Below are 20,654 nucleotides of genomic sequence, written 5' to 3' on the forward strand. Positions count from 1 at the left end.
GTTTTTATTTTCTTTTAAAGCTGACAAATATGGTCGATACAATGGCTACCACAGCCAGACTAAGCATCATTTGGTATATATTGGTATTATCAGAAATTCCTGTCGGTACAACAATTTCTTTATTATTTTCAAACATCACAGCAACATCTGTAGAAACAGCGTTCCTTGTAATCTCTTTTGTTCCAACAAGTTGTTCTGACTCTGAATCAACACTGATCGTTGTTTTATAATCATCATATGCAGATTCTTTTATTGTATATGTGTAATTTGTTGGAATATTTAAAATCTCCGCGGTATCACTATCTTTCAATGGGAAGGAGATTCTACCATTTTTCAATGTTAGTTCAGCATTTTCTTCACTTCCTGTAATTTTGACTTGATATTCTCCTGCTAATGGTTGACCGGCTGCATCTTTCAACTCTACTTCAAAATAAAAGTCTTTTGACTTATCCGAAGCTGTCCCTGTAACCTTTTTAGAAATTTGCAACTTGTGCGTCGTAGGTACGACAACTCCTTTTTTGTCTTCCATTCGAATAACATCAACCAATGCTTCTGGATGATACTGCGTACCGATGAGTGACTGATATCTGCTACTATTCGGTATAAAGAAGTCTAAATCAGAAATTGTCGGAATATTACTGCTATCTTCAGCATATCTAACTATTTCCTTGGTAACGTCCAACGCTTCCTTAGGTAAAGCTCCAAAACCATGATAGTTTTCTAGATTATCCAAATCCGCACTATCTGTGAAATAATAAATAGCTAATTGTGTTGCTGCTCTGAACTGTGTTGAAGTCAAATTGTTATACGTTGTTGAACTATCACGATAACCTTTTTCTAAAACTTTCTTTATTTGCGATAACAGTTCATCATTTGTTTTCGCTCGAGGTTTATGAGCATACTGAATTAATGCACTTCCCAGTACATGCGTATACTTAATCTCCTTCTCCTCAACAAAATCTGGATCAATTGATTCTCCGTTGTCATAAGAATCCGGCGGTGAATGTAGTTCTGCATTAAAACAGTAGACTACTTGATCAGTACCATCAGAATTTTTAGCATAGTAGAATTTACCATATGGAGTATGCGTTTCAGAATTTATATAGCCACTATCTGAAAAATCATTAAATGCAACAACGGAATATGGCTTCAAAACTTCTTTATAAGGATTATCAACAAATTGACCATTTTTCTGAACTTGAACCTTACCGCTCTGTACTTTAAAAGTTATAGGTTCTGCTATTCCATAACCTTGAGGCGGATTCACTTCAGTCAGTACATAAGTACCGTCCGGTAACTTTACTTGCTCTCCTGTGGCATTACTTACAAAAGTTTTTTCTTGGAAACCGCTGCCTTCTGTTTGAGTTAATTTTAAAGTTGCCCCCTCTAACAGTTTAGAGTAATCGCCTTCCGCATACTTTCGGATAATAACCTGAGTTCCTACTTCTTCTGCTATCACCTTATTTTGCTTCCAACCAAATACAGAACAAAACAAAATGAACACAAAGAGTAGACTAAATTTATGAATATTTTTCATATATCCTCCGTGTTTTTTTATAACGCTAATACTTCCTTCCTCTAGCACTATTTATTTGGAGCTATAGGAAGGAAGTGCTAGTTTAAAATCTTATTCAAACAATTGGAGGTTATTTACCAAGAGCTGCTGCCATTGTAGCTGCAACTTCTGCTTCAAAGTCGTTTGAAGCTTTCTCGATACCTTCACCCACTTCGAAACGAGCAAATTCTACAACTGAAGCGTTCACTGAGTTCAAGTAAGCTTCAACTGTTTTGCTGTCGTCCATGATGTAAACTTGTGCAAGAAGTGTGTAAGCTTGGTCAACTTGAGTATTGTCAAGCATGAAGCGGTCCATTTTACCTGGGATGATTTTGTCCCAGATTTTTTCTGGTTTGCCTTCAGCTGCCAATTCCGCTTTGATAGCTTCTTCAGCTGCTGCAATCACTTCGTCAGTCAATTGAGCTTTTGAACCGTATTTCAACAATGGCAATGCTGGTTTGTCAACCATTGCACGGCTTTCATTGTCTTGTTCGATTTTGTGGTTGATTTGTGCCAACTCATCTTTAACGAATTGCTCATCCAATTCAGTGTAAGAAAGAACAGTTGGTTTCATCGCAGCGATGTGCATTGAGATTTGTTTTGCAAGAGTTTCGTCGCCACCTTCAACAACTGAGATAACACCGATACGGCCGCCGTTGTGTTGGTATGCACCGAATGCTTGAGCATCTGTTTTTTCAACCAAAGCAAAGCGACGGAATGAGATTTTCTCACCGATTGTTGCAGTTGCGTTTACGTATGCTTCTTCAAGGGTTTCACCTGAAGGCATAGTCAATTTAAGAGCTGCTTCGTTGTCAGCTGGTTTGCCTTCTGCAATTACTTTAGCAGTAGTGTTTACCAATTCAACGAATTGAGCGTTTTTCGCAACGAAGTCTGTTTCAGCGTTAACTTCAACAACTGCTGCTACGTTACCATCAACGTAAACACCAGTCAAACCTTCAGCTGCTACACGGTCAGCTTTCTTAGCCGCCTTAGCCATACCTTTTTCGCGAAGCAATTCAATTGCTTTTTCGATATCGCCTTCTACTTCAACCAATGCTTTTTTAGCGTCCATAACGCCAGCACCTGATTTTTCACGCAATTCTTTAACGAGAGCTGCTGTAATTTCTGCCATGTCTATTCTCCTTGTTTGTATTTATAAAATAGAGGAGCGGGCTCAGCCCTGCCCCTCTAGGATTGTTTTTTTGATGTTTGGAATTGTACACGAGCTAAAATCCTATAGATTTTAAATCGCCTTCGTTACTTATTTACCTTCTACAACTTCAACCAATTCTTCGATTGATTCTGTAGATGCTGGCTCAGCTGCCAATTCAGCTTCAACTGCTGCTACGCTGTCTTCACCTTGGTTACCTTCGATGATAGCGTCAGCCATTTTAGCTGTGATCAATTTAACAGCGCGGATAGCGTCATCGTTAGCTGGGATGATAACATCAATATCATCTGGATCTGTGTTTGTGTCAACCATCGCTACAACTGGGATACCCAATTTTTTAGCTTCTTTAACAGCGATTTGCTCTTTATGTGGGTCAACAACGAACATTACGTCTGGAATGCGTGGCATGTCAGCGATACCGCCCAAGAATTTTTCAAGACGAGCACGTTGTTTGTTCAACAATGCTACTTCTTTCTTAGGAAGCACTTCGAAAGTTCCATCTTCTTCCATGCGGTTGATTTCTTTCAAACGAGCGATACGTTTTTGGATTGTACCCCAGTTTGTAAGAGTTCCACCCAACCAACGGTGGTTGATGAAGTATTGACCAGCGCGGATAGCTTCGTCTTTAACAGCTTCAGCAGCTTGTTTTTTAGTACCTACGAACAAGATAACTGCGTCGTTTGCTGCAGCGTCACGGATGAATTCGTAAGCTTGGTCAGCCAATTTTACAGTTTGTTGCAAGTCGATAACGTGGATACCGTTACGCTCTGTGAAGATGTATTTAGCCATCTTAGGATTCCAGCGACGAGTTTGGTGACCGAAGTGTACACCAGCCTCAAGAAGTTGTTTCATTGAAATTACTGCCATGAGTATTTCTCCTTTTTGTTTTTTCTCCTCTCCCGAACTTCGACTTGCAGCCCAACCTTTCGGCAACAAGACCACAATTGGTCCGAGATGAGTATTTGTTGCACAGCAACTCTATTAGTATATCAGAATACCTGTATATTTTCAAGTAAAATAGCAGAGAAATTCATGAAAATCTGCCATCAAATTCTCCCCTTCCCCCTATTCAAAATAGCTTCCCTCCTCAAACAAATAACCTCTCCTCGCATCACCAACTTCTCCTCAATCAGCTCGACACGGCAAGAGAATTTTCAAATTCGAACCAGATTATCTCTAAATCTTTATTTTTCCACTTGACCATTTCCAGGATTTAAGATACAATATTCTTTGTTATGGCGGTATAGCCAAGTGGTAAGGCACGGCTCTGCAAAAGCTTGATCGTCGGTTCAAATCCGTCTACCGCCTTTTAATATTCTAAAAAACCTAGGAATCTCCCTAGGTTTTTTGCTATTCTTTTCGTTTCAGATTTCCGAGGGCCATAGCTCCACCAAATAGACCTAACAAGGCGCTTATAAAGACACTTCCAAGGCTATCCCCAGTTTGAGGCAGTTTCCCACTAGTATCCGCCGCTAATGCACCTGTCTCTCCTCTTCCGCTTCTTTCAAAGAATTCTCTGTGTGATACGGACACTTCTATGCTCTCGTCAGAAATTCCTAATGCCTCCTCATGTTTTGTAAGTCTCCCCAAATGCTCCACACCATCTTCTCTTGTATCGCCAGTTAACAGCGCGATTTCAGTAGATTCTGTTTGCGGAGCAAGTGAATTATCTTCTTTTGGCATTGGTACCTGCACTTCCGATTTCGGAATAGGAATGCTAGGGGTTTGATCCTTATCTGATTGCTCCACATGAAGGTCTTTTTCAGGAACCTGCTCAGATACCTCCTTGTCATTTAACCGTACCTTATATTTCTTCACAACAGCATTTCCAAAACTGTCACTCAAATCAAGCTTGACTGTGTCCCCGTCTTTCAGACTATGTAGCTCATAGCGAAAGGCTTTTTCATTATTTCCATACTGCCTCCAGAAGCCTCCTCGAGCTACAAAATCTTCGTTGATCTTCAAGGACCAATAAATTCCATTATCCTTGGCGCTTCCGGTGAGTATCAAGTGCCCATCGGCATCTGCCAGGAGGACTCCTGCATACTGATTTTCCTCGTCTTCATCTTCTTCACTATCCACTACCTGTCTTTCCAATGGCAGCACCTCATTTTCCAGCTGTAAAACAGGATTTTCTGTATCAACCAACATCTGATATTTCTTCGTGTAAGTCAACTCATCTGCCTCATTGTACACACTTATATCCACAACATTTCCCTCTTCAATCAGGGTAACTGGATAAGTCAGCTTACTACCCTCAAAATAGCGTTTTTCGCCACCATTGATGCGCACAGAATGAGCTTGATCCGTTTCTGCTTCTATTTCAAATGTAAATAGATAAGTCCCATCTTCTTGCTTTTTGAAGTCAACCAACCCGCTATCTAGCTCACGACCAAGACTTTCTTTATTGAAACGAATCGGGTCAATCAACCAGTTATTAACAGTAATCGGAACTTCTGTTTCCTCCTCCTCATCCAGACTCTCTGGACTTGTATTGATACGAAGGTCCTTTAATTTATTACCCTTCTCATCTACCGCAGTTAACATGATGGCTCTAGGAAAATCAGATTTAAAGAAGTCTTGCTCAAAACTACCGTCTTCTTTTACATCTATGATTTTCAGCTCTCCCTTACCAATGTCTAGATTGGAATAGTAAAGTTTGATGTCCTTAGGAAGACTAATATTATCACTCACTTTCCCCTTCAATGTAAAGCGTCCGTTTTTACCAATCTGGATAACCTCTTCATCCTCTTCATCTTTTTCAATATCAAGATCAATCGTCGGCTTTTCATTATCTACCAAATAATTCAAGGTTTTAGTGTAAATAAGCTTGCCATCCTTATCTTTCAAGATTAATTCAAAACTATGGCGTCCATCTGATTGCCCTGGAATCTGGAGAGATAGTTGACCATTCTCCAGAGAGTAATTCACAGCCTGAGCATCCAAGTTAGCCTGCACATCAGAAACTTGCGTTGAGACGTTCGCTTTAATTTCTACAGTTTTCTTACTGCGAATTGCCGTCAAATCTTCCAAATTTTTAAACTGGATTACAGGCACCACTAAGTCTTTTTCAACAGCAACCACATTGCCCGCTATATCCATCACTTCAACACGGAGATGATTTTTAGCATCGAGTGGCAGTTCCACTTCTTTGAGATGGTAATGTAGTTGACCTGCATCATCTACAACCTTTTCAACAAGAAGATCTTCTCCATTTAGATTAGCTCGAACCTCCCAAACTTTATTATTATCCTTGGCTGTGACGACCAGTTCTCTATGGCTGGTTAGACGATTGGTATCAATCGCGACAATTTCTGGCTTTTGATTATCAATTTTGACTGGCAGATAGGTATACTGATAGGCCCCATTTTCTTTATTTTTTACCCGCAATCTAAAGAAATATTGTCCTTCCGGTGCTGGTATATTTTCATCCTTGCTTGCATCGTACACTTTCCCATCCCAACGGTGTAATTCTATCGGAGTACGAAGCTTGGAATACTCCGAAAGACTTTCAAAATAATCTACATAGCGAACACGAGACAGCATGGTTCCTGTATCAATCCGCCTCAAAACAGGAGCATCTTCTGTAGCTTCTTTTACAATATCCAAATCATAGTTGGTAATATCCCTCAATAGCGCAAATCGAACAAAGGCATTCCCAATCTGACTATCCGAATGCTGGTTTTGAATTGCGATATTATCTGGATTTAGAGGCGATTGATTATCTTGAATCTTTTCACGCCCAAGTTCAATATAGCGCCCAGACTTATTGTGTTTATAACTAGATAAAACCGAGGTCAGTTTCAATTTAGAACTGGTTTCCCAAGCCGGTGCATCAACAATCCTTTCTTTTGACCAGTCCCCAACAAAGCCAAAATAAGGAATGCTGATGTCAGACTGCCCTTCCGTCAATGATTTGAAGTAAATATACCCTTCTGCAAACTGGTCTTTCGCTTCTCCTGCATCCAATCTCAGACGAATAGTTTTCTTCTCTTTCGGACCCAGTTGAATGGATTGCTCAGAAAGATGAATACTCGAACCCCTGATTTCTGCCGCATGAATCTCTTTAACTACTTTTCCAGAACGTCCTATTCTATCAACAGGAACATCTTGACTAGTCAATACTTTCCCAGCTGAAATAGCAAAGCTTCTTTGTTGGTTTCCCAGATTTTCCAAGGTTACCTCAAATTCTGTCTCACGCCCTATTTCTTTTAATTCCACCCCTCCTTTTAGACGGTGGTGAAGAATCACATCTGTTTCAAAGGCTCTATCAATCTGCAACAGACCAGCACCTTGTTGTCTCGGAGAATTTTCCAAAGCATGCCCAGATGAATCTAGAACATCAACCAAAGGGGTAGCAGTATTCATCAAAATGATTCTCAGCAAATCCATCCTAGTCATGCCTTCTGGTGGTGTCATTTGGCGAATCCGTGGCAATAAAAGTGCACTGGCACCCGCCACAATTGGCGAAGCCATCGAAGTCCCTGACATGGAGCCATAACGATTGTCATTCAAGGTTGCATAAACATCCTCTCCTGGTGCCACAATCTCTGGCTTCAATTCTAAGTTGACCGTAGGCCCCCAACTAGAAAAGCCTGATACAGTCGGTACTTCGATTAACTTCTTCATTCCAATTGTAGGCCTGAGAACCAAACCAGTGTTGTCTTGCGATTGGTTGGCAACTTCCAATAATCGCCTTCCATCTTCTCCACTAAGACTGATGCCCCAGATAGAGGAATAAGAAAGCAAAGTCTTATCATCTACCAATAACTGATGGGTCCTATAATAATCCTTGTTCCATCCCTGATCAGTATTTATCACAATAATTCCAGCAACATCCTTGAATTTCAAATTACGAACAGCATCTTTCAAGTCAAACTTATCTTTTTTGATAACCGCGACTTTACCAGCCAAATCAAGCCCCTGCACTTCTTCCCAATGACCATTTCCAGCATCTACAAATTCATATTTTCCCTCTGTAAGCGTTGTATAGCCAATAGGATAGTAGCCAAAAGACTGCCTATTCAGCATAAATTCGCGTTGAACAAGATGGGTATTTCTCGCCGATCCAACCGCGATAACTGCAGGAGTCGCTGCTACGCCAACTGTTGTTGCCGTATCCACAGCTCCCAAGGCATTATTTGTATGCAGGTCAAAGGAGGTGTCTGAAGAGGAGGCGCCAGCATTACCAATAGCTGCTGTAATGATAATCCCCTTTTCTGCTGCCCTCTTAGCAATCGTGTAGTAAGCATTCCCTGGCAGCCCGCTATCATAATAACCAACGCTCAAGCTGATGACATCTGCCCCGTGTTTGATAGCATCTTCAATGGCAGCATAGGCAGCATCCTCCGTCTCAGCTTTATAATTTTTAGGGTCATTTGAAAAAATCTTGTAGACTAGCAGTTGTGCGTTGGGAGCAATCCCATCAACTCCCTTTTTAGACGCAACTTCTTCGTCTGTTGCATTTCCAGCCAGAGTTCCTGCTATGTGCATACCATGTGGTTCGTGGGTATCATCGTAAAGATTATCGTTACCAGATACATAATTATAGCCATGGGGAACTTTCAGTGTGTATGTTCCTGTCGTAGATGGAGTAATGTCCTTGATTTTAGGAATGACACCATCATCCAACCTCATGTCTTTGTGCTTAATATCCAAACCGGAGTCAATGACTGCAATCACCATTCCGCGACCATCTGTCTGATATTTAGAACTTGCTTTTAAGGCACCAACCAGCTGTTTAGCAGTATGAAGAGTCGGTCGGATACGGCGACTCTCTTCTAAAGAGGTTAATTCGGTAATTGCCTTCACATCAGACAAACTTTCTTTCCCTACCTCTACAGATGCTCCCGTTAAAACCTCCTTATACTCATGAACAATTTTAACGCCATCAATTTTCTTTAATTTATCCAATACAAGATTTCGGTTCTCTTCGGAAAATTGTAAAATATAGCGCCCTGTTGTCACCTCTTCTGGCTCAAGCTGTGATTCCTGCGGGATTGTTTGAGGAGCACTAGCTTCTTTTACGCTAATGTCTTCTTTTTCCCTTGACTCTTCTGTTGTCTTACCAGCTGTAGTTTTTATCTCGGTCGCAACTCGATCTGTGAGAAGACCTGATTCTTCACCCGCCTCTGTATCTACAACTTCTTCGACTGCTCCCTCTTCAGCAACTGGTTCATCCACCTGCTCCGTTTTAGCTGGCTCATCTGATAATGGTCCATCTTCTTTTTTCTCTGCCACAGAATCTTGCTTGCTGTCCATATCCGTTGCGACCGCAACCGTAGACTCCAATCCTTCTCCACTAGTATCTGCTTGAACCATCGGAATACCTGTGATAAAAAATCCTATTGATACCGATGCCACACCGACACTTAACTTCTTGATGCTAAAGCGTTGTTTATTCTCAATCTGAGACCACTTCTGTTTCATAAAACCTCCGTTTTTTAATATTGATTAATTTATAAGTTAGGTACACCTAATTCTATAAAATTTTTAAATCTTTGGCAAGTTTTTTTTGAGTTAGCCTCAAAAACAAGAAAAAGCACAGGTTTCCCTGCGCTTTAACAACTTATTACAACTCAGCAATCTGGCTCAAGTTAACCTCTGCAATGGTATCATTACCAAACATAGAGATAACCATTTTGACCTTGTTGTTATCAATTTCTGTAATTTTACCTGTGTAGTCTGTGAAGGCACCGTCGATGATACGAACAGTATCGCCAACTTTGACATCAATATCAAATTCTTGAACGGTTTGTCCCATAGACACCAAGATTTGACGGATTTCTTCTTCCAAAAGTGGAGTTGGTTTTGAACGGTTACCGTGTGAACCCACGAAACCTGTAACGTTTGGCGTGTTACGAACCACAAACCAAGCTTCATCGGTCATAACCATTTCCACCAAAACATAACCAGGGAAACGGTTTTCTTCCACTTCCTTGACCTCACCGTTCTTTTCAACCTGAACAGTCTGAGTTGGAATTTCTACACGGAGGATGTTTTCCAACATGTTATAAGTGTGGGCACGTTGGAGCAAGTTTTCCTTCACTTTATTTTCATATCCTGAGTAGGTCTGTAAAACAAACCAGCCTTTATCAAAACTATCGTACATTGTTACTTCCTTTCTTTGGAAACACGGAATTTTTAGACGCTAAAAAAAGCCCGAAGGCTTTCGCTTTTCCTTATTATATCACTTCCATTTTACAAATGGCAAGTATTTTCTAGAAAAGATTAATCAAGCTCATGATTCCTCGTGACAAAATCAAGTCAAAGAGGTAAACCACCGCTACGAAAAAGGCAGTATATTCCACTACAGACACGAAATCCGTCCAACTCTGCTTACGAGTTGGCCAAGACGTATCTTTTAAAATGCGGATAATGTCTTTGATAAATTTCATGCGTAACTCCTATCTGGTTTCCTTGTGAACAGTGTATTGTCCACAGTGTTTACAAAATTTATTTACTTCTAACCGTGTTGGCTTGGGATTGCTCGAAAGGCTGATTGAATAGTTTCGAGAACCACAAACAGTACAGGCTAGGCTTGCTTTTTTTAGTGCCATAAAGCCCTCCATCCTTTTCATTCTACCATGTTTTTATGGATTTGACAACTCTCCAAACCAAGACGTAATGTTATCCCACAAGGTTTTTGCTCGTTCTGGCAACTTGGCATCGATTAGATTTTGTTTAGTTTGCTCAATCAAGTTTTTCGCCTGATCTGAAATTTCTTGTACCTGTTCTTGACCAAGGCTTGATTCAGTTTGCGTAGCTTCATCTGGAGCTACTTCTACAATACCATTTTGTGCATAGGCGTTTTCTACTTCGAACTTAGTTCCTGCAGTATATGGCAAGATTGAATTGGCCACAGTCTGGAAGACCGACGGAGCCTTCCAGTAGCTACTGCTATCTATATAATGATTTTCATCTGTCTGCTCAAAACCAACCCACTGACTGATGACCAAATCAGGTGTGTAGGCAATATGCCACTGGTCATTGACGAGGTTGACATCAAAACTTGTTTCGGTTGTTCCTGTTTTCCCAGCGATATGATAATTGGCCGCATCTGCTGTCACTCCCGTACCATTGGTATAGGTTCCAAGCATCATTGCTGTCATCTTATCTGCGACAGAACGGTCAATCACCTTGGTACTTGTTTCTCGATGCTCTGCTAAAACCTTTCCACTAGCCGTTTCAATACGAGTGATGAGGTGGGCATCCTTCATCACACCCTTATTCGCAAAAGCAGCGTAGGCCTGGGCCATTTGCAGAGGATTAGTCTCCACTCCAGAACCAATTGAAACCCCCAAAACTTTCTCGACATTTTCCATATCAAGTCCAAACTTTTGTCCATACTCGAAGGCTTTGTCAATCCCCAAGGTGTTCACTATATAAGCTACTGGTAAATTGTAAGAGAGAGCCAAAGCTTGATACATTGGAATGGTATCAGAAGTCGAATAATCATAGTTATGCAAGGTGTAATCACCGTAGGTTTCTGTATGGTTATCCAGAGCCATATCAATCGACCAGCCCGCGGCTACTGCTGGAGCATAGGCAACAAGAGGCTTGATCGTTGAACCAGGACTGCGCTTGGCTTGTGTCGCAAAGTTGAAAGTCCGAAAGACCGCATCCTCTGAACTGTTAACTCGGCCAACCAAGGCGCGAACTCCACCAGTCGTCGGATCAAGAGCTACGCTGGCAGCCTGAGCATGGGTACCATCAAAACTTGATGTCGGGAACATGGTCTCATCATTAAAAATCACCTGCATGCTGGCTTGAGAATTTTGATCCATCTCCGTGTAAATCCTATAGCCGTTATTAATAATGTCTGATTCTTTCAGTCCGTATCGCTCAATCGCCTCCGCAATCACAGCATCAAAATAGGATGGATAGGAATAATTGCTTTGTTTCCCTGTATAGGTATCTGAAAGCTGACTGGCTAGATCTACTTGGAAACCTGCATCTGCAGTCGCTTGATCAATATAACCAGCATTGACCATATTTTGCAGGACTGTATCCCGACGATTAACTGCATTTTCTAGAGAATAATAAGGATTATAAATCTCAGGTCCCTTGAGCATACCTGCAATGACGGCCGCTTGCTCAAGAGTAAGATCGCTGGCTGGAATACCGAAGTACTTTTGGCTTGCATCTTCCACTCCCCAAACACCATTCCCAAAATAGGCGTTATTGAGATACATGGTCAAAATTTCTTGCTTGCTGTACTTTTTATTGATTTCCAGAGCCAAAAAGAATTCTCGAGCCTTTCGACTGATGGTCTGATCCTGAGTTAGAAAGGCATTTTTTGCCAATTGCTGCGTAATGGTCGAGCCACCACCTGATTTCCCAAGGGTCAAGACCGCTAAAATGGTCCGCTGGTAATTAATACCTGAATTTTCGTAGAAGCTCCGATCTTCTGTAGCGATGACAGCATTCTCTAAATTATCAGAGACAGCATCCAGCTCTACATAGGTCCCCTTCTGACCTGACAATGTCCCAGCTTCCGCACCATCTTTATCGTAAATAATCGTTGTAGCTTTTAGCGCCTGCTGTAAATCACCAACATTAGCTGTCTTTGCAAGAAAAAATAGATAGCCACCTACTGTAAGAACTGTCAGGACCATTAAAATGATTAAAATTTTAGTCAGTTGGTAACGGCGCCAAAATTTACGAATCGGCTCCGGAATATGTGATTTTTTCTTTGGTTTATCAACAGAGCCACGATTTCCCCTGCGGCGACGGCTAGGTCGGTCTTCGGGATCAATTTGGAAATCTTCTGGAACTTCAATCGGCTGATGTTGCAAATCGTCCATACTTTAACCTCTTTCTAGTGAATTTTGTACCATTATACACCATTTCGTAAAAACTAGCAGAAAAAAGCCTGCGATAACTTGTGACAACAGACAAAGAATTTTTCCAAAAAATATGATAAAATAGGGTCATTCTGAACAAAGAAGAGGATTCCCATGACACAAGTATATGACATTACCATCATCGGTGGCGGACCAGTCGGTTTATTCGCCGCCTTCTACGCCCACCTCCGTCAAGCCAAGGTCAAAATCATTGACTCCCTTCCCCAACTGGGTGGCCAGCCTGCCATTCTCTATCCTGAGAAGGCTATTTTAGACATTCCTGCCTTTCCAAGCCTGACAGGACAAGAGTTGACCGACAACCTCCTTGCCCAACTGGCTCCATTTGACACTACGATCTGCCTCAATGAAACCCTGATTGCTATTGAGCCAGGAGAGGTCATTTCCCTGACGACTAACAAAGGTAGCCACCAGACCAAGACCCTGATTATCGCTATGGGTGGCGGTGCCTTCAAGCCACGTCCACTGGAGATTGACGGTGCTGACAGCTTTGACAACGTCCACTACCACGTATCCAATATCCAGCAGTATGCCGACAAGGACATCGTCGTCTTGGGTGGCGGTGACTCTGCGGTCGATTGGTCCCTGGCCTTTGAAAAAATCGCCAAGACCACTCACATCGTCCACCGTCGCGACAACTTCCGAGCCCTTGAGCACAGCGTGGAAGAGCTCAAGCAGTCCAGCGTCAGCATCCACACACCTTTTGTTCCTAAAGGGCTTTCTGGGGAAAATAGCAGAGCTTCTGAGATTCATTTTGACAAGGTTAAGAGCGAGGACAAGCTCAGCCTGTCTTTCGATCACCTCTTTGTCAACTACGGTTTCAAATCATCTGTCGGCACGCTGAAAGAATGGGGATTGGAACTCAATCGCCACCGCATCGTGGTCAACAGCAAGCAAGAAACCTCTGTTCCTGGTATCTATGCTATCGGTGACTGTTGCTTCTACGAGGGCAAGGTTGACCTGATTGCGACTGGACTGGGCGAAGCCCCAACCGCAGTCAACAATGCCATGAACTACCTCAATCCAAATGAAAAAGTGCAACCCAAGCACTCGACTAGCCTATAAGATGAAAGTTGATATTCGCATTCCCCAAGCCTTTCCGCAGCTGACTGTCAAGGAAGTCTTGGAAGATTATTTTCTCATTCCTAGAAAAATCCGTCACTTCCTCCGCACCAAGAAACACGTCCATGTCAACGGTGAGCTGATTAACTGGCAGAGTCCGATTGCCGCAGGTGACCTGCTCGAATTGACCTTTGACCAGGAAGATTATCCTGAAAAAAGCATTCCTCTAGGACAGGCGGACTTGATTGAGGAACTCTACCAAGATGAGCATTTGATTATCGTCAACAAGCCTGAAGGTATGAAAACCCACGGCAATGAGCCGACGGAAATCGCCCTGCTCAACCATGTATCTGCCTATGTGGGTCAGACCTGCTATGTGGTCCACAGACTCGATATGGAAACCAGCGGAGCCATTCTCTTTGCTAAAAATCCCTTTATCCTGCCCATTCTCAATCGGCTTTTGGAGGACAAGGTCATCTATCGTGACTACCTGGCCCTCTGCCAAGGGGAGCTAAGAAAGACAGACTGGACTATCACTGATAAAATCGGACGGGACCGACACGACCGCAGAAAGCGGGTGGTCGACAACCGCAAGGGACAGGCCGCTTTGACCCAGGTCCATCTCTTGAAGAGCCTTGGCAAAAACAGTCTCGTTTCCTGTCGCCTTCAGACAGGGCGGACCCATCAGATTCGGGTGCATTTGGCTCATCATGGCCATGCTCTGATTGGCGACCCACTCTATAGTCGAATCGCAGCCCCCCGCCTCATGCTCCACGCCAAAAAACTCAGCTTAACGCACCCGCTGACCCTTGAAGAAATCAGCGTGGAAGCACGATCGAAGAGTTTTGAGAAAGTCTTAAAAAACATGAAATAAATAGCTGTACCCTTAGAGCTCTATATCCCTATTTCACTGGACTAATCCAGTGAATTTTTTTATGCTTCCACTAACCAAAAAATCCAGACAAGGTAATCTTGTCTGGGTTTACAAGTTAATAACTTAAGCATCAAAAAATTATGTAACTTGGGATTTTGGAATCCATTGCTTAGCCATAAACCAAAAGTAAATTAAGACGAGCTAAACAAAACCTACTCTCCCAAACTTTCCTTATATCGCTTGGACTTTTTACCATACCAGTCTTCTACGGAATAACCAGATAGTTGACGGTAATCTTCGGAATATTTCTCCAAGTAATATCCCTCTATACAACTAGTAGCAATAGCTACAGAGAAATAAAACGGGAGGATAGGGAAAAAACACTGAATGTCATCGCCAGCGAGCGTTAAAAATCATTATGGTAAATGTCTTCTCCACTTGCACTTTGAAAGCTATTTTTAAATACAAAACGACTAACAAGGAGAAGAACAACTAAACCACCACCATATCTTTTTGAAAAAGCAACAAATTTTTCCAGGAATTTATACAAGATGTTATTTGATGGTTGTCCTTGATACAATGCTCCTTCTGTTTTCTTTATAAACGAAATAAGACGTTCTGATACCACTATACTAAAAATACCGACATTGACGATAATTGACAGAACTGAACCCCATAGAATCGCAAATCCTACAGCACATATCAGCCAAAGTTGTAAAATAAAACAACTCATCACCCAAAACATATACTTATTAAAAATATAGTAGGATAGAACTCTATACTCCTTGACTTTTCTCAATTCCATCAGATAACATAATAAAAACAGCAAACTTAGTACTAATGGGATTCGAAATAATAGTTCAGCTTTTAAAAATAACAATACTCCAGATTCCTTATCAATATAGATTCCAATTAAACTGAGTAGTCCGATGAAAAGAACCATCGTAAAAAAACCTAAAATTTTCTTCTTATATCCATGTTGATTAACATCATCCATAGAAGTTTTGATGTATTTATCTGTTACAAGATTCATGCTCTCTTCTAAAGAGGCATTCCATATTGATGTTTTCATTTTTACTCATCCTTATCAGATTATCATACTTTCCTATTATACAATAAATAATCCCCAGCAAACAATTTACTGAGGATTCAAATTACTAATTATATGATAGAACTTTTCCTGTTTCATAACCAGATTCTGAAATCAATGTATCACACTGACTTGAAAAAGACTGCTCATCAATGTTGACATAACCACGAAGTACTACAGCTACAATATTTTCTTGATTGAAAAAGTAAGTTTCCTCTGGAGTAACCAATCCCTGTGGGATTCGAACTGCCCATAATCAAAATAAACTTCTTTTCCATCTTGAAGAACAATATAACCCCTATTGATAATCATTAAGTCTACATTTTCACTTCTATTTAGCCTTACTACACTACCTATCCGATAATATATCGCTATTCTTTACCAAATACTCTTCAAATTTATAAACACTGTCTGCAATATCGGCAGATACCTCCACCCGACGATTAATATCAGCCTTACTCATCTGTTTTATCCTCCATCACAAAAGAAAAGACACGTTTAATTGAAATATTAGTCTCATCATATAATGAGTAGGTCAATATATAAGCAAACGCTTTTTCGTCAGCCCTTACTTTACTAATTTCAATATTTGCCATTCTTGAGGTAGTTAAATCATATAAATCTATCAGCATCTTTGTGTATTCCGAAGGAGTTTTCTCTTGGTAGGTAATCTCTTTCATATAAGTATTGGGATGGTCCAGTACCTTCACTAGCTCTAGATTATTAAAATAGTCTTCTGAAAAATGAAATTCTTCAAATAACATTTTTCTATCGGATAACACTTCACTAGTCGTATTAATTTTCAAATTTCCATCTATATAAGTCGTTGGATAGCCTTCCGTTTCAGAAACTGACAAATCATAACTCATTCCTTCAAATTGTCCATCTGAACTAATAGCCAAGTCAGTCTTAAATGCCTTGGCACTCTCCATACCATATATCCTCAAACTATCTTCAATCGAAAGAATATCAAAATTCTCTATAGATTGCTGGTCCAACACCTCATACATCGGTGCCAACTCTGTTCTAATCTCTGCTTCTTTATTACAACCTGTCAAACCCATTATCATAACACCTCCTAAAATGCACATCATTAGTTTTTTTATTCGATTCATTACTCCGCCACCTGCTTACTAATTTTTACTTTTTGATAGTCTTGGTCATGATATAGATACACTTCATCTACTTTCAAAGTCTCCTCACGACTTGTCATTTTATGTTGTACAATACTTTGATCATATAGTCTTTGAGCAACGATTGCCGTCACCAGATTCTCTTTAATATACTTAATAGATAAATCTGTCTTGAGTAACGATGATTTTTGTGCACCAATTATCAGTTGGACCCCTACTTTGAGTGATTCTTGGTAGAGTTTTATAAAGTCTGAGTAACTCATCTTAGTCTGCTCCAGAAAAGCTATTATATCAGGAATAATGCAGAAACTTACTTTTTGAATAGATTGAGTCTTCCTCTGTTGAATTTCTTGAAACAGAAGTTTCTCAACTCCAATCTCAGCAGTAATAACTCTATCTATAGTATCACTTATAAAATTAAACGATGATTGCTCTGATGAAACGTAGATAATTTCTTTTTCTGGCAAAAGAGAAAGAGAATAAGTCACTATATGTTTCATCACACGGCCCACCGTAGATAATTGATCCCCAAAAACCAATAAATGCTTCATAGCTCCAATATTCAAACCAACACTTTCCACATTCTCAAAGTCTAGTCCGATTGGTAGCTCACCACCTGCGACAACTTCTTGCACGCTTGCTAGACCCGCAAACTCTTCAAAGCTCAGGCTCTCAGGCATGACTGGTATCCCTTCTGGACGACGACCTGTCCAAGAAGCAGCCATGGTTTTTGCCTCATCCTGTACAGCCTGCACCAGACCAAAGGAGTCCTTGGCATAGGTTGGAAGGGCTACTTGGAAGACCTCAACCTCAGCTCTTGAGGTTTTTGAAAAATAGCAGAGCTACTCAACTTGTTTCAAACTACCGCAATCTGTTTTTTTGTCAATTTCAATTATCAGCTCTGTCCCATCTGCTGCCTGTGCTTGCCATGTTCCGATGATTTCATCAGAACCACTACAAGCAGATATAGCCACCATCCCTATGAAAAGTAAAATAATAGTGACTAATTTTTTCGTAATTTTTCCTTAATTAAATAAGTTTTCTAACTGTCCCCATAGACTATTTAATACACTATATAGCCCACCTAAGAACGATTCTTTTTGCATGATTTTATTTTCATAGTCATTTATCTTATTGTTGATACGATCTAAATTATCATCAATTTTACCAATAACATCGTTAACATCTGAGATCAAATCTTCGAGTGATTTATCATATTTTGTATCGAATAAGTTTCCAGACCAACTCGTGTCCGCGCTCCTCTGTAATTGACTCAATGATTTCTTTTTATCCTTAAAATCAGATCTAGTTGTCTTCATAGCTTCATAAGCTTTTTTAAGTGCTTCTAGTTTTGTTTTGTAAGTGGCTATTGTTGATTCTGTACTTGAAATCTGACTATTAGTAGTTAATATCCGTTGATTACAACGAGCAATTTCAGCATCTTTTGACATTAGAAATACCTCCTTATATTAAAACAAAAAACAAGAACAAACAGATAAGGATTATTACAAGAAAATAGAATAAGCTGACAAATCTAAAAAATAACTCTCCCCCAGCATAACGTTCTACAAAAGCTAACTGAGGTCGCTTCGTATTGTACATCACTGTCATTTCATATCCAATAGGAAATAGTTCATACATATTGTACGGCATTAAACCAATGTTGTATAACTTCTTCCTTTCCAACATATAATTTCGGAGTTCTTCTATATCACGAGGATATGAAATATCTTTTGGACCATAAACAACAGATTTGTATTCTAGGGCTTTTCTATATATAATACCCTCTACTTCATACTCTATAATTGGGGGACGAAGTGAAATCCATTCTCTATGTGCAACAACTTTACCGATAATTGTAGAAGTACTGTATTTTCGAATAACATATTCCCTACGCCATCTATAAAGAAAAAAACAAAAAGGTACAGTTATCGGCAAAAATATTAAAAGATATAACCAAGTCTTGTTCATTTTTACTCCACATAAGCCAAATCCGAAATCGAAAGTGAAATTTTGCTATTATCTGTCATATTTTTTGCAACTTCAACACTCTCATCAGGTAGAGGTAGGAAGATAATAGCTGTCGTATTGGGTTCTAGCACCCCATATTCATCAGGCTCATACAGTACTTTTTGATTTTCATAGATGACTGTTCCATTATAGGACCATTTGACAGTAAAATCAAAATTCTGTTCAATCCTATCTACCGTCCTATTCGTTACTAAGAACAAAGCGTAGGTAGTGGTTCCATCTGAATTCGTAGCATCTGCATAATTTAAGCTAATGGCTTTTTCTGCTCCTAAATTAGGATTCTTTTCAAGCAAATCCTCAACATATTGAACAACTTCATCAGATTGAGTTGTATTTTTTCCATGTACTAATGTCAACGCTTTATCCTCCACTGAACTACTTGTACTACTTTCAACACTTGATTGTGTTTCTGTATTTGTACTCGAATTTCCACAAGCTGTTAATAAGAACATGCTTGTGACAATTAAGATAATATTTTTCATGATTTCTTACTTTCTAAAAATTGAGATCTGGCCAAGGAATTGTGACCGAGATATTCCCACCAATTATTGCCTTTCCACCTACTTTGAATGTCACTGCATCAACATCTAACCAATCTACTCCTAAAAAATCTTCATATACAGATTGACCTGAAATTGCAACCGTCGCTCCGCCTCCACCAGTTAAAACAGGTTCAGCTGAAATTGCAAAAACTGGCTTCTGTCCATCTATTTGTACATTAAATAAATCGAAATTTGCACTTGCTTCAGTAAGGCTGGCACTAGCATCAAATCCGTAATAGAATTCTTCGCCGTTATCATACGAACCAACTGTCCCCTCTGCGAAAAGAAACCTAGCTTGACCTGAGACAGAAAATAGCCCATCTATAATTCCAACTTTTCCTTGTGCAGATGGTCCACTTGCACCTCCGCTAGCGTACCATCCATATTTTCCGGTGCGCAAGTCTACATTACCTGATGCCATACTAGCAGCTGCTGTTACCTCAATAGCAGAAGTTGCTTGAACTTCTAGACTACCTCCCAAAATATATCCATTAGATTTTAAATATATTTCTCCACCATCAATCCCTGCTTTGTATTGTCCAGATGCTACAGCTCCTGTTGTAGTAAGGTATGTATCCTTCGCCAAACCAACCGCATACTGCCCCTCCCACACTGAGGCCGACCCTGAATTGTAAACAAAGGGGTCCGACTTCTGTTTGTCCGCAAATACGTTCCTGCATCCTTTTAGATACCAATCTTGTTTCGTCAACTGACCTATGGTTGAGGTGTTGTATTTACCTGTTGAAGTGATGTAGGTAGAAGAGACGCTATCTAAATTTGATTTCAAATTGGAAATTGCTTCGGAAACTATAGTTGCTTTACCTTTCAAGGAACTATCCGTATTTGCTAAATCTTGGTTAACTTTCTCTAAATTAGAATCAATCGCAAAAAATTGAGTTGCTAAATTTCCAGCTCCAGTTGAAACAATATTCACTCCGTTGCTTCTTGCTATTGATTCTGGAGAAGTCAAATCACTTTTTAGTAATTCTATCTGCTTGGCTATCCCTGACAAAGAAGTCTTATACTCAGAAACTGTATCAGTATTCACTTTTCCTGAAACTTCCGACTCATACTCCAAGAATCCTTTCTCAACTTCTAAGATATAGGATTTAAATGTTTGCGTCACCTCTAACAGAACATAGGCGTAGTTTAAACTGGCTTCTTGTAAAAACAATTTATGAGATTCTGCACCTGCTCCACGAAAGTTCGCTGACTGCGTTAAAACGGACAGTGCTTTGAAAATCTCATAAAGACTGGTTTCCGCAGTTGAGTACGAAGCTTCAACTTCTGTCTTAAGGGTTGATATAGCGGTATTATCTAACTTCTTTGTCAT

General features: G+C 40.3%; 19 protein-coding genes and 1 tRNA gene. 3 read left to right on the forward strand and 17 right to left on the reverse strand.

Features of this window, described 5'->3' with window-relative positions; all coding sequences use genetic code 11:
- Positions 1 to 4 precede the first annotated feature (4 nt).
- From K5Q29_RS04955 to rpsB, 3 genes are all read right to left on the reverse strand, one after another.
- Positions 5 to 1,537, reverse strand: coding sequence for a pilus ancillary protein 1 (locus K5Q29_RS04955; protein WP_105139878.1), 1,533 nt, complete (start codon positions 1,535 to 1,537; stop codon positions 5 to 7).
- Between the two features lie 109 nt (positions 1,538 to 1,646).
- The gene (tsf, locus tag K5Q29_RS04960) at positions 1,647 to 2,687 is read right to left on the reverse strand and encodes a translation elongation factor Ts (protein WP_105139877.1); all 1,041 of its coding nucleotides are present in this window, start codon (positions 2,685 to 2,687) and stop codon (positions 1,647 to 1,649) included.
- Between the two features lie 129 nt (positions 2,688 to 2,816).
- Positions 2,817 to 3,593, reverse strand: a complete 777-nt coding sequence (gene rpsB / locus K5Q29_RS04965) for a 30S ribosomal protein S2 (protein ID WP_012775356.1) — start codon at positions 3,591 to 3,593, stop codon at positions 2,817 to 2,819.
- Positions 3,594 to 3,963: 370 nt separating this feature from the next.
- Here rpsB and K5Q29_RS04970 point away from each other — a divergent pair.
- Positions 3,964 to 4,034: transfer RNA gene (locus K5Q29_RS04970), tRNA-Cys, on the forward strand.
- A gap of 42 nt (positions 4,035 to 4,076) precedes the next feature.
- Here the strand turns inward: K5Q29_RS04970 and K5Q29_RS04975 are convergent.
- The 5 genes from K5Q29_RS04975 to pbp2a all read right to left on the reverse strand — a co-directional run bounded on the left by K5Q29_RS04975 (position 4,077) and on the right by pbp2a (position 12,532).
- Entirely contained in the window at positions 4,077 to 9,155 is a 5,079-nt protein-coding gene (locus K5Q29_RS04975; RefSeq protein WP_105139876.1) for a S8 family serine peptidase, read from the reverse strand.
- A 142-nt stretch (positions 9,156 to 9,297) separates the two neighbouring features.
- Positions 9,298 to 9,837: a transcription termination/antitermination protein NusG gene (nusG, locus tag K5Q29_RS04980; protein ID WP_002940254.1), complete on the reverse strand. Its 540-nt coding sequence runs from the start codon at positions 9,835 to 9,837 to the stop codon at positions 9,298 to 9,300.
- A 109-nt stretch (positions 9,838 to 9,946) separates the two neighbouring features.
- Positions 9,947 to 10,123 (reverse strand): preprotein translocase subunit SecE, encoded by a 177-nt coding sequence (secE, locus tag K5Q29_RS04985; RefSeq protein WP_002940255.1) that lies wholly within the window; start codon positions 10,121 to 10,123, stop codon positions 9,947 to 9,949.
- 9 nt (positions 10,124 to 10,132) lie between these two features.
- Positions 10,133 to 10,285 (reverse strand): 50S ribosomal protein L33, encoded by a 153-nt coding sequence (gene rpmG, locus K5Q29_RS04990; protein WP_002940258.1) that lies wholly within the window; start codon positions 10,283 to 10,285, stop codon positions 10,133 to 10,135.
- 33 nt (positions 10,286 to 10,318) lie between these two features.
- Entirely contained in the window at positions 10,319 to 12,532 is a 2,214-nt protein-coding gene (pbp2a, locus tag K5Q29_RS04995; RefSeq protein ID WP_105139875.1) for a penicillin-binding protein PBP2A, read from the reverse strand.
- A gap of 153 nt (positions 12,533 to 12,685) precedes the next feature.
- Between pbp2a and K5Q29_RS05000 the strand changes: the two genes are divergently transcribed.
- Entirely contained in the window at positions 12,686 to 13,654 is a 969-nt protein-coding gene (locus tag K5Q29_RS05000) for an NAD(P)/FAD-dependent oxidoreductase (RefSeq protein ID WP_024413586.1), read from the forward strand.
- A 1-nt stretch (position 13,655) separates the two neighbouring features.
- Positions 13,656 to 14,525 carry an RluA family pseudouridine synthase gene (locus K5Q29_RS05005; protein ID WP_105139874.1) on the forward strand — a complete coding sequence of 290 codons (870 nt, stop codon included), beginning with the start codon at positions 13,656 to 13,658 and terminating at the stop codon, positions 14,523 to 14,525.
- 406 nt (positions 14,526 to 14,931) lie between these two features.
- On the opposite strand, the gene K5Q29_RS05010 is transcribed toward K5Q29_RS05005, so the two are convergent.
- The 9 genes from K5Q29_RS05010 to K5Q29_RS05045 form a co-directional block, all read right to left on the reverse strand.
- The gene (locus tag K5Q29_RS05010) at positions 14,932 to 15,597 is read right to left on the reverse strand and encodes a hypothetical protein (RefSeq protein WP_105139873.1); all 666 of its coding nucleotides are present in this window, start codon (positions 15,595 to 15,597) and stop codon (positions 14,932 to 14,934) included.
- 85 nt (positions 15,598 to 15,682) lie between these two features.
- Positions 15,683 to 15,844, reverse strand: coding sequence for a DUF4176 domain-containing protein (locus K5Q29_RS10895; RefSeq protein WP_172699869.1), 162 nt, complete (start codon positions 15,842 to 15,844; stop codon positions 15,683 to 15,685).
- A gap of 226 nt (positions 15,845 to 16,070) precedes the next feature.
- The gene (locus tag K5Q29_RS05020; protein WP_172699868.1) at positions 16,071 to 16,685 is read right to left on the reverse strand and encodes a hypothetical protein; all 615 of its coding nucleotides are present in this window, start codon (positions 16,683 to 16,685) and stop codon (positions 16,071 to 16,073) included.
- Between the two features lie 44 nt (positions 16,686 to 16,729).
- Positions 16,730 to 17,473 carry a hypothetical protein gene (locus K5Q29_RS05025; protein WP_105139870.1) on the reverse strand — a complete coding sequence of 248 codons (744 nt, stop codon included), beginning with the start codon at positions 17,471 to 17,473 and terminating at the stop codon, positions 16,730 to 16,732.
- 117 nt (positions 17,474 to 17,590) lie between these two features.
- The gene (locus tag K5Q29_RS10690; protein ID WP_260619127.1) at positions 17,591 to 17,725 is read right to left on the reverse strand and encodes a hypothetical protein; all 135 of its coding nucleotides are present in this window, start codon (positions 17,723 to 17,725) and stop codon (positions 17,591 to 17,593) included.
- A 48-nt stretch (positions 17,726 to 17,773) separates the two neighbouring features.
- The gene (locus tag K5Q29_RS05030) at positions 17,774 to 18,199 is read right to left on the reverse strand and encodes a DUF5082 family protein (RefSeq protein WP_105139869.1); all 426 of its coding nucleotides are present in this window, start codon (positions 18,197 to 18,199) and stop codon (positions 17,774 to 17,776) included.
- Positions 18,200 to 18,212: 13 nt separating this feature from the next.
- A complete protein-coding gene (locus K5Q29_RS05035; protein ID WP_105139868.1) occupies positions 18,213 to 18,719 on the reverse strand; it encodes a hypothetical protein in 507 nt (168 codons plus the stop codon).
- A gap of 2 nt (positions 18,720 to 18,721) precedes the next feature.
- A complete protein-coding gene (locus tag K5Q29_RS05040; RefSeq protein ID WP_105139867.1) occupies positions 18,722 to 19,261 on the reverse strand; it encodes a hypothetical protein in 540 nt (179 codons plus the stop codon).
- 13 nt (positions 19,262 to 19,274) lie between these two features.
- The gene (locus K5Q29_RS05045) at positions 19,275 to 20,654 is read right to left on the reverse strand and encodes a T7SS effector LXG polymorphic toxin (RefSeq protein ID WP_172699867.1); all 1,380 of its coding nucleotides are present in this window, start codon (positions 20,652 to 20,654) and stop codon (positions 19,275 to 19,277) included.

It is taken from the genome of Streptococcus sp. 2018037 (genome assembly GCF_019754195.1).
GTDB classification, from domain to species: Bacteria; Bacillota; Bacilli; order Lactobacillales; family Streptococcaceae; genus Streptococcus; species Streptococcus hashimotonensis.

Excerpts from the sequence above, each read along its gene's own strand:
- K5Q29_RS04955 (WP_105139878.1), bottom strand. The coding sequence starts at position 1,537 with ATGAAAAATATTCATAAATTTAGTCTACTCTTTGTGTTCATTTTGTTT.
- tsf (WP_105139877.1), bottom strand. The coding sequence starts at position 2,687 with ATGGCAGAAATTACAGCAGCTCTCGTTAAAGAATTGCGTGAAAAATCA.
- rpsB (WP_012775356.1), bottom strand. The coding sequence starts at position 3,593 with ATGGCAGTAATTTCAATGAAACAACTTCTTGAGGCTGGTGTACACTTC.
- K5Q29_RS04975 (WP_105139876.1), bottom strand. The coding sequence starts at position 9,155 with ATGAAACAGAAGTGGTCTCAGATTGAGAATAAACAACGCTTTAGCATC.
- nusG (WP_002940254.1), bottom strand. The coding sequence starts at position 9,837 with ATGTACGATAGTTTTGATAAAGGCTGGTTTGTTTTACAGACCTACTCA.
- secE (WP_002940255.1), bottom strand. The coding sequence starts at position 10,123 with ATGAAATTTATCAAAGACATTATCCGCATTTTAAAAGATACGTCTTGG.
- rpmG (WP_002940258.1), bottom strand. The coding sequence starts at position 10,285 with ATGGCACTAAAAAAAGCAAGCCTAGCCTGTACTGTTTGTGGTTCTCGA.
- pbp2a (WP_105139875.1), bottom strand. The coding sequence starts at position 12,532 with ATGGACGATTTGCAACATCAGCCGATTGAAGTTCCAGAAGATTTCCAA.
- K5Q29_RS05000 (WP_024413586.1), top strand. The coding sequence starts at position 12,686 with ATGACACAAGTATATGACATTACCATCATCGGTGGCGGACCAGTCGGT.
- K5Q29_RS05005 (WP_105139874.1), top strand. The coding sequence starts at position 13,656 with ATGAAAGTTGATATTCGCATTCCCCAAGCCTTTCCGCAGCTGACTGTC.
- K5Q29_RS05010 (WP_105139873.1), bottom strand. The coding sequence starts at position 15,597 with ATGAAAACATCAATATGGAATGCCTCTTTAGAAGAGAGCATGAATCTT.
- K5Q29_RS05020 (WP_172699868.1), bottom strand. The coding sequence starts at position 16,685 with ATGATAATGGGTTTGACAGGTTGTAATAAAGAAGCAGAGATTAGAACA.
- K5Q29_RS05025 (WP_105139870.1), bottom strand. The coding sequence starts at position 17,473 with ATGGCTGCTTCTTGGACAGGTCGTCGTCCAGAAGGGATACCAGTCATG.
- K5Q29_RS10690 (WP_260619127.1), bottom strand. The coding sequence starts at position 17,725 with ATGGTGGCTATATCTGCTTGTAGTGGTTCTGATGAAATCATCGGAACA.
- K5Q29_RS05030 (WP_105139869.1), bottom strand. The coding sequence starts at position 18,199 with ATGTCAAAAGATGCTGAAATTGCTCGTTGTAATCAACGGATATTAACT.
- K5Q29_RS05035 (WP_105139868.1), bottom strand. The coding sequence starts at position 18,719 with ATGAACAAGACTTGGTTATATCTTTTAATATTTTTGCCGATAACTGTA.
- K5Q29_RS05040 (WP_105139867.1), bottom strand. The coding sequence starts at position 19,261 with ATGAAAAATATTATCTTAATTGTCACAAGCATGTTCTTATTAACAGCT.
- K5Q29_RS05045 (WP_172699867.1), bottom strand. The coding sequence starts at position 20,654 with ATGACAAAGAAGTTAGATAATACCGCTATATCAACCCTTAAGACAGAA.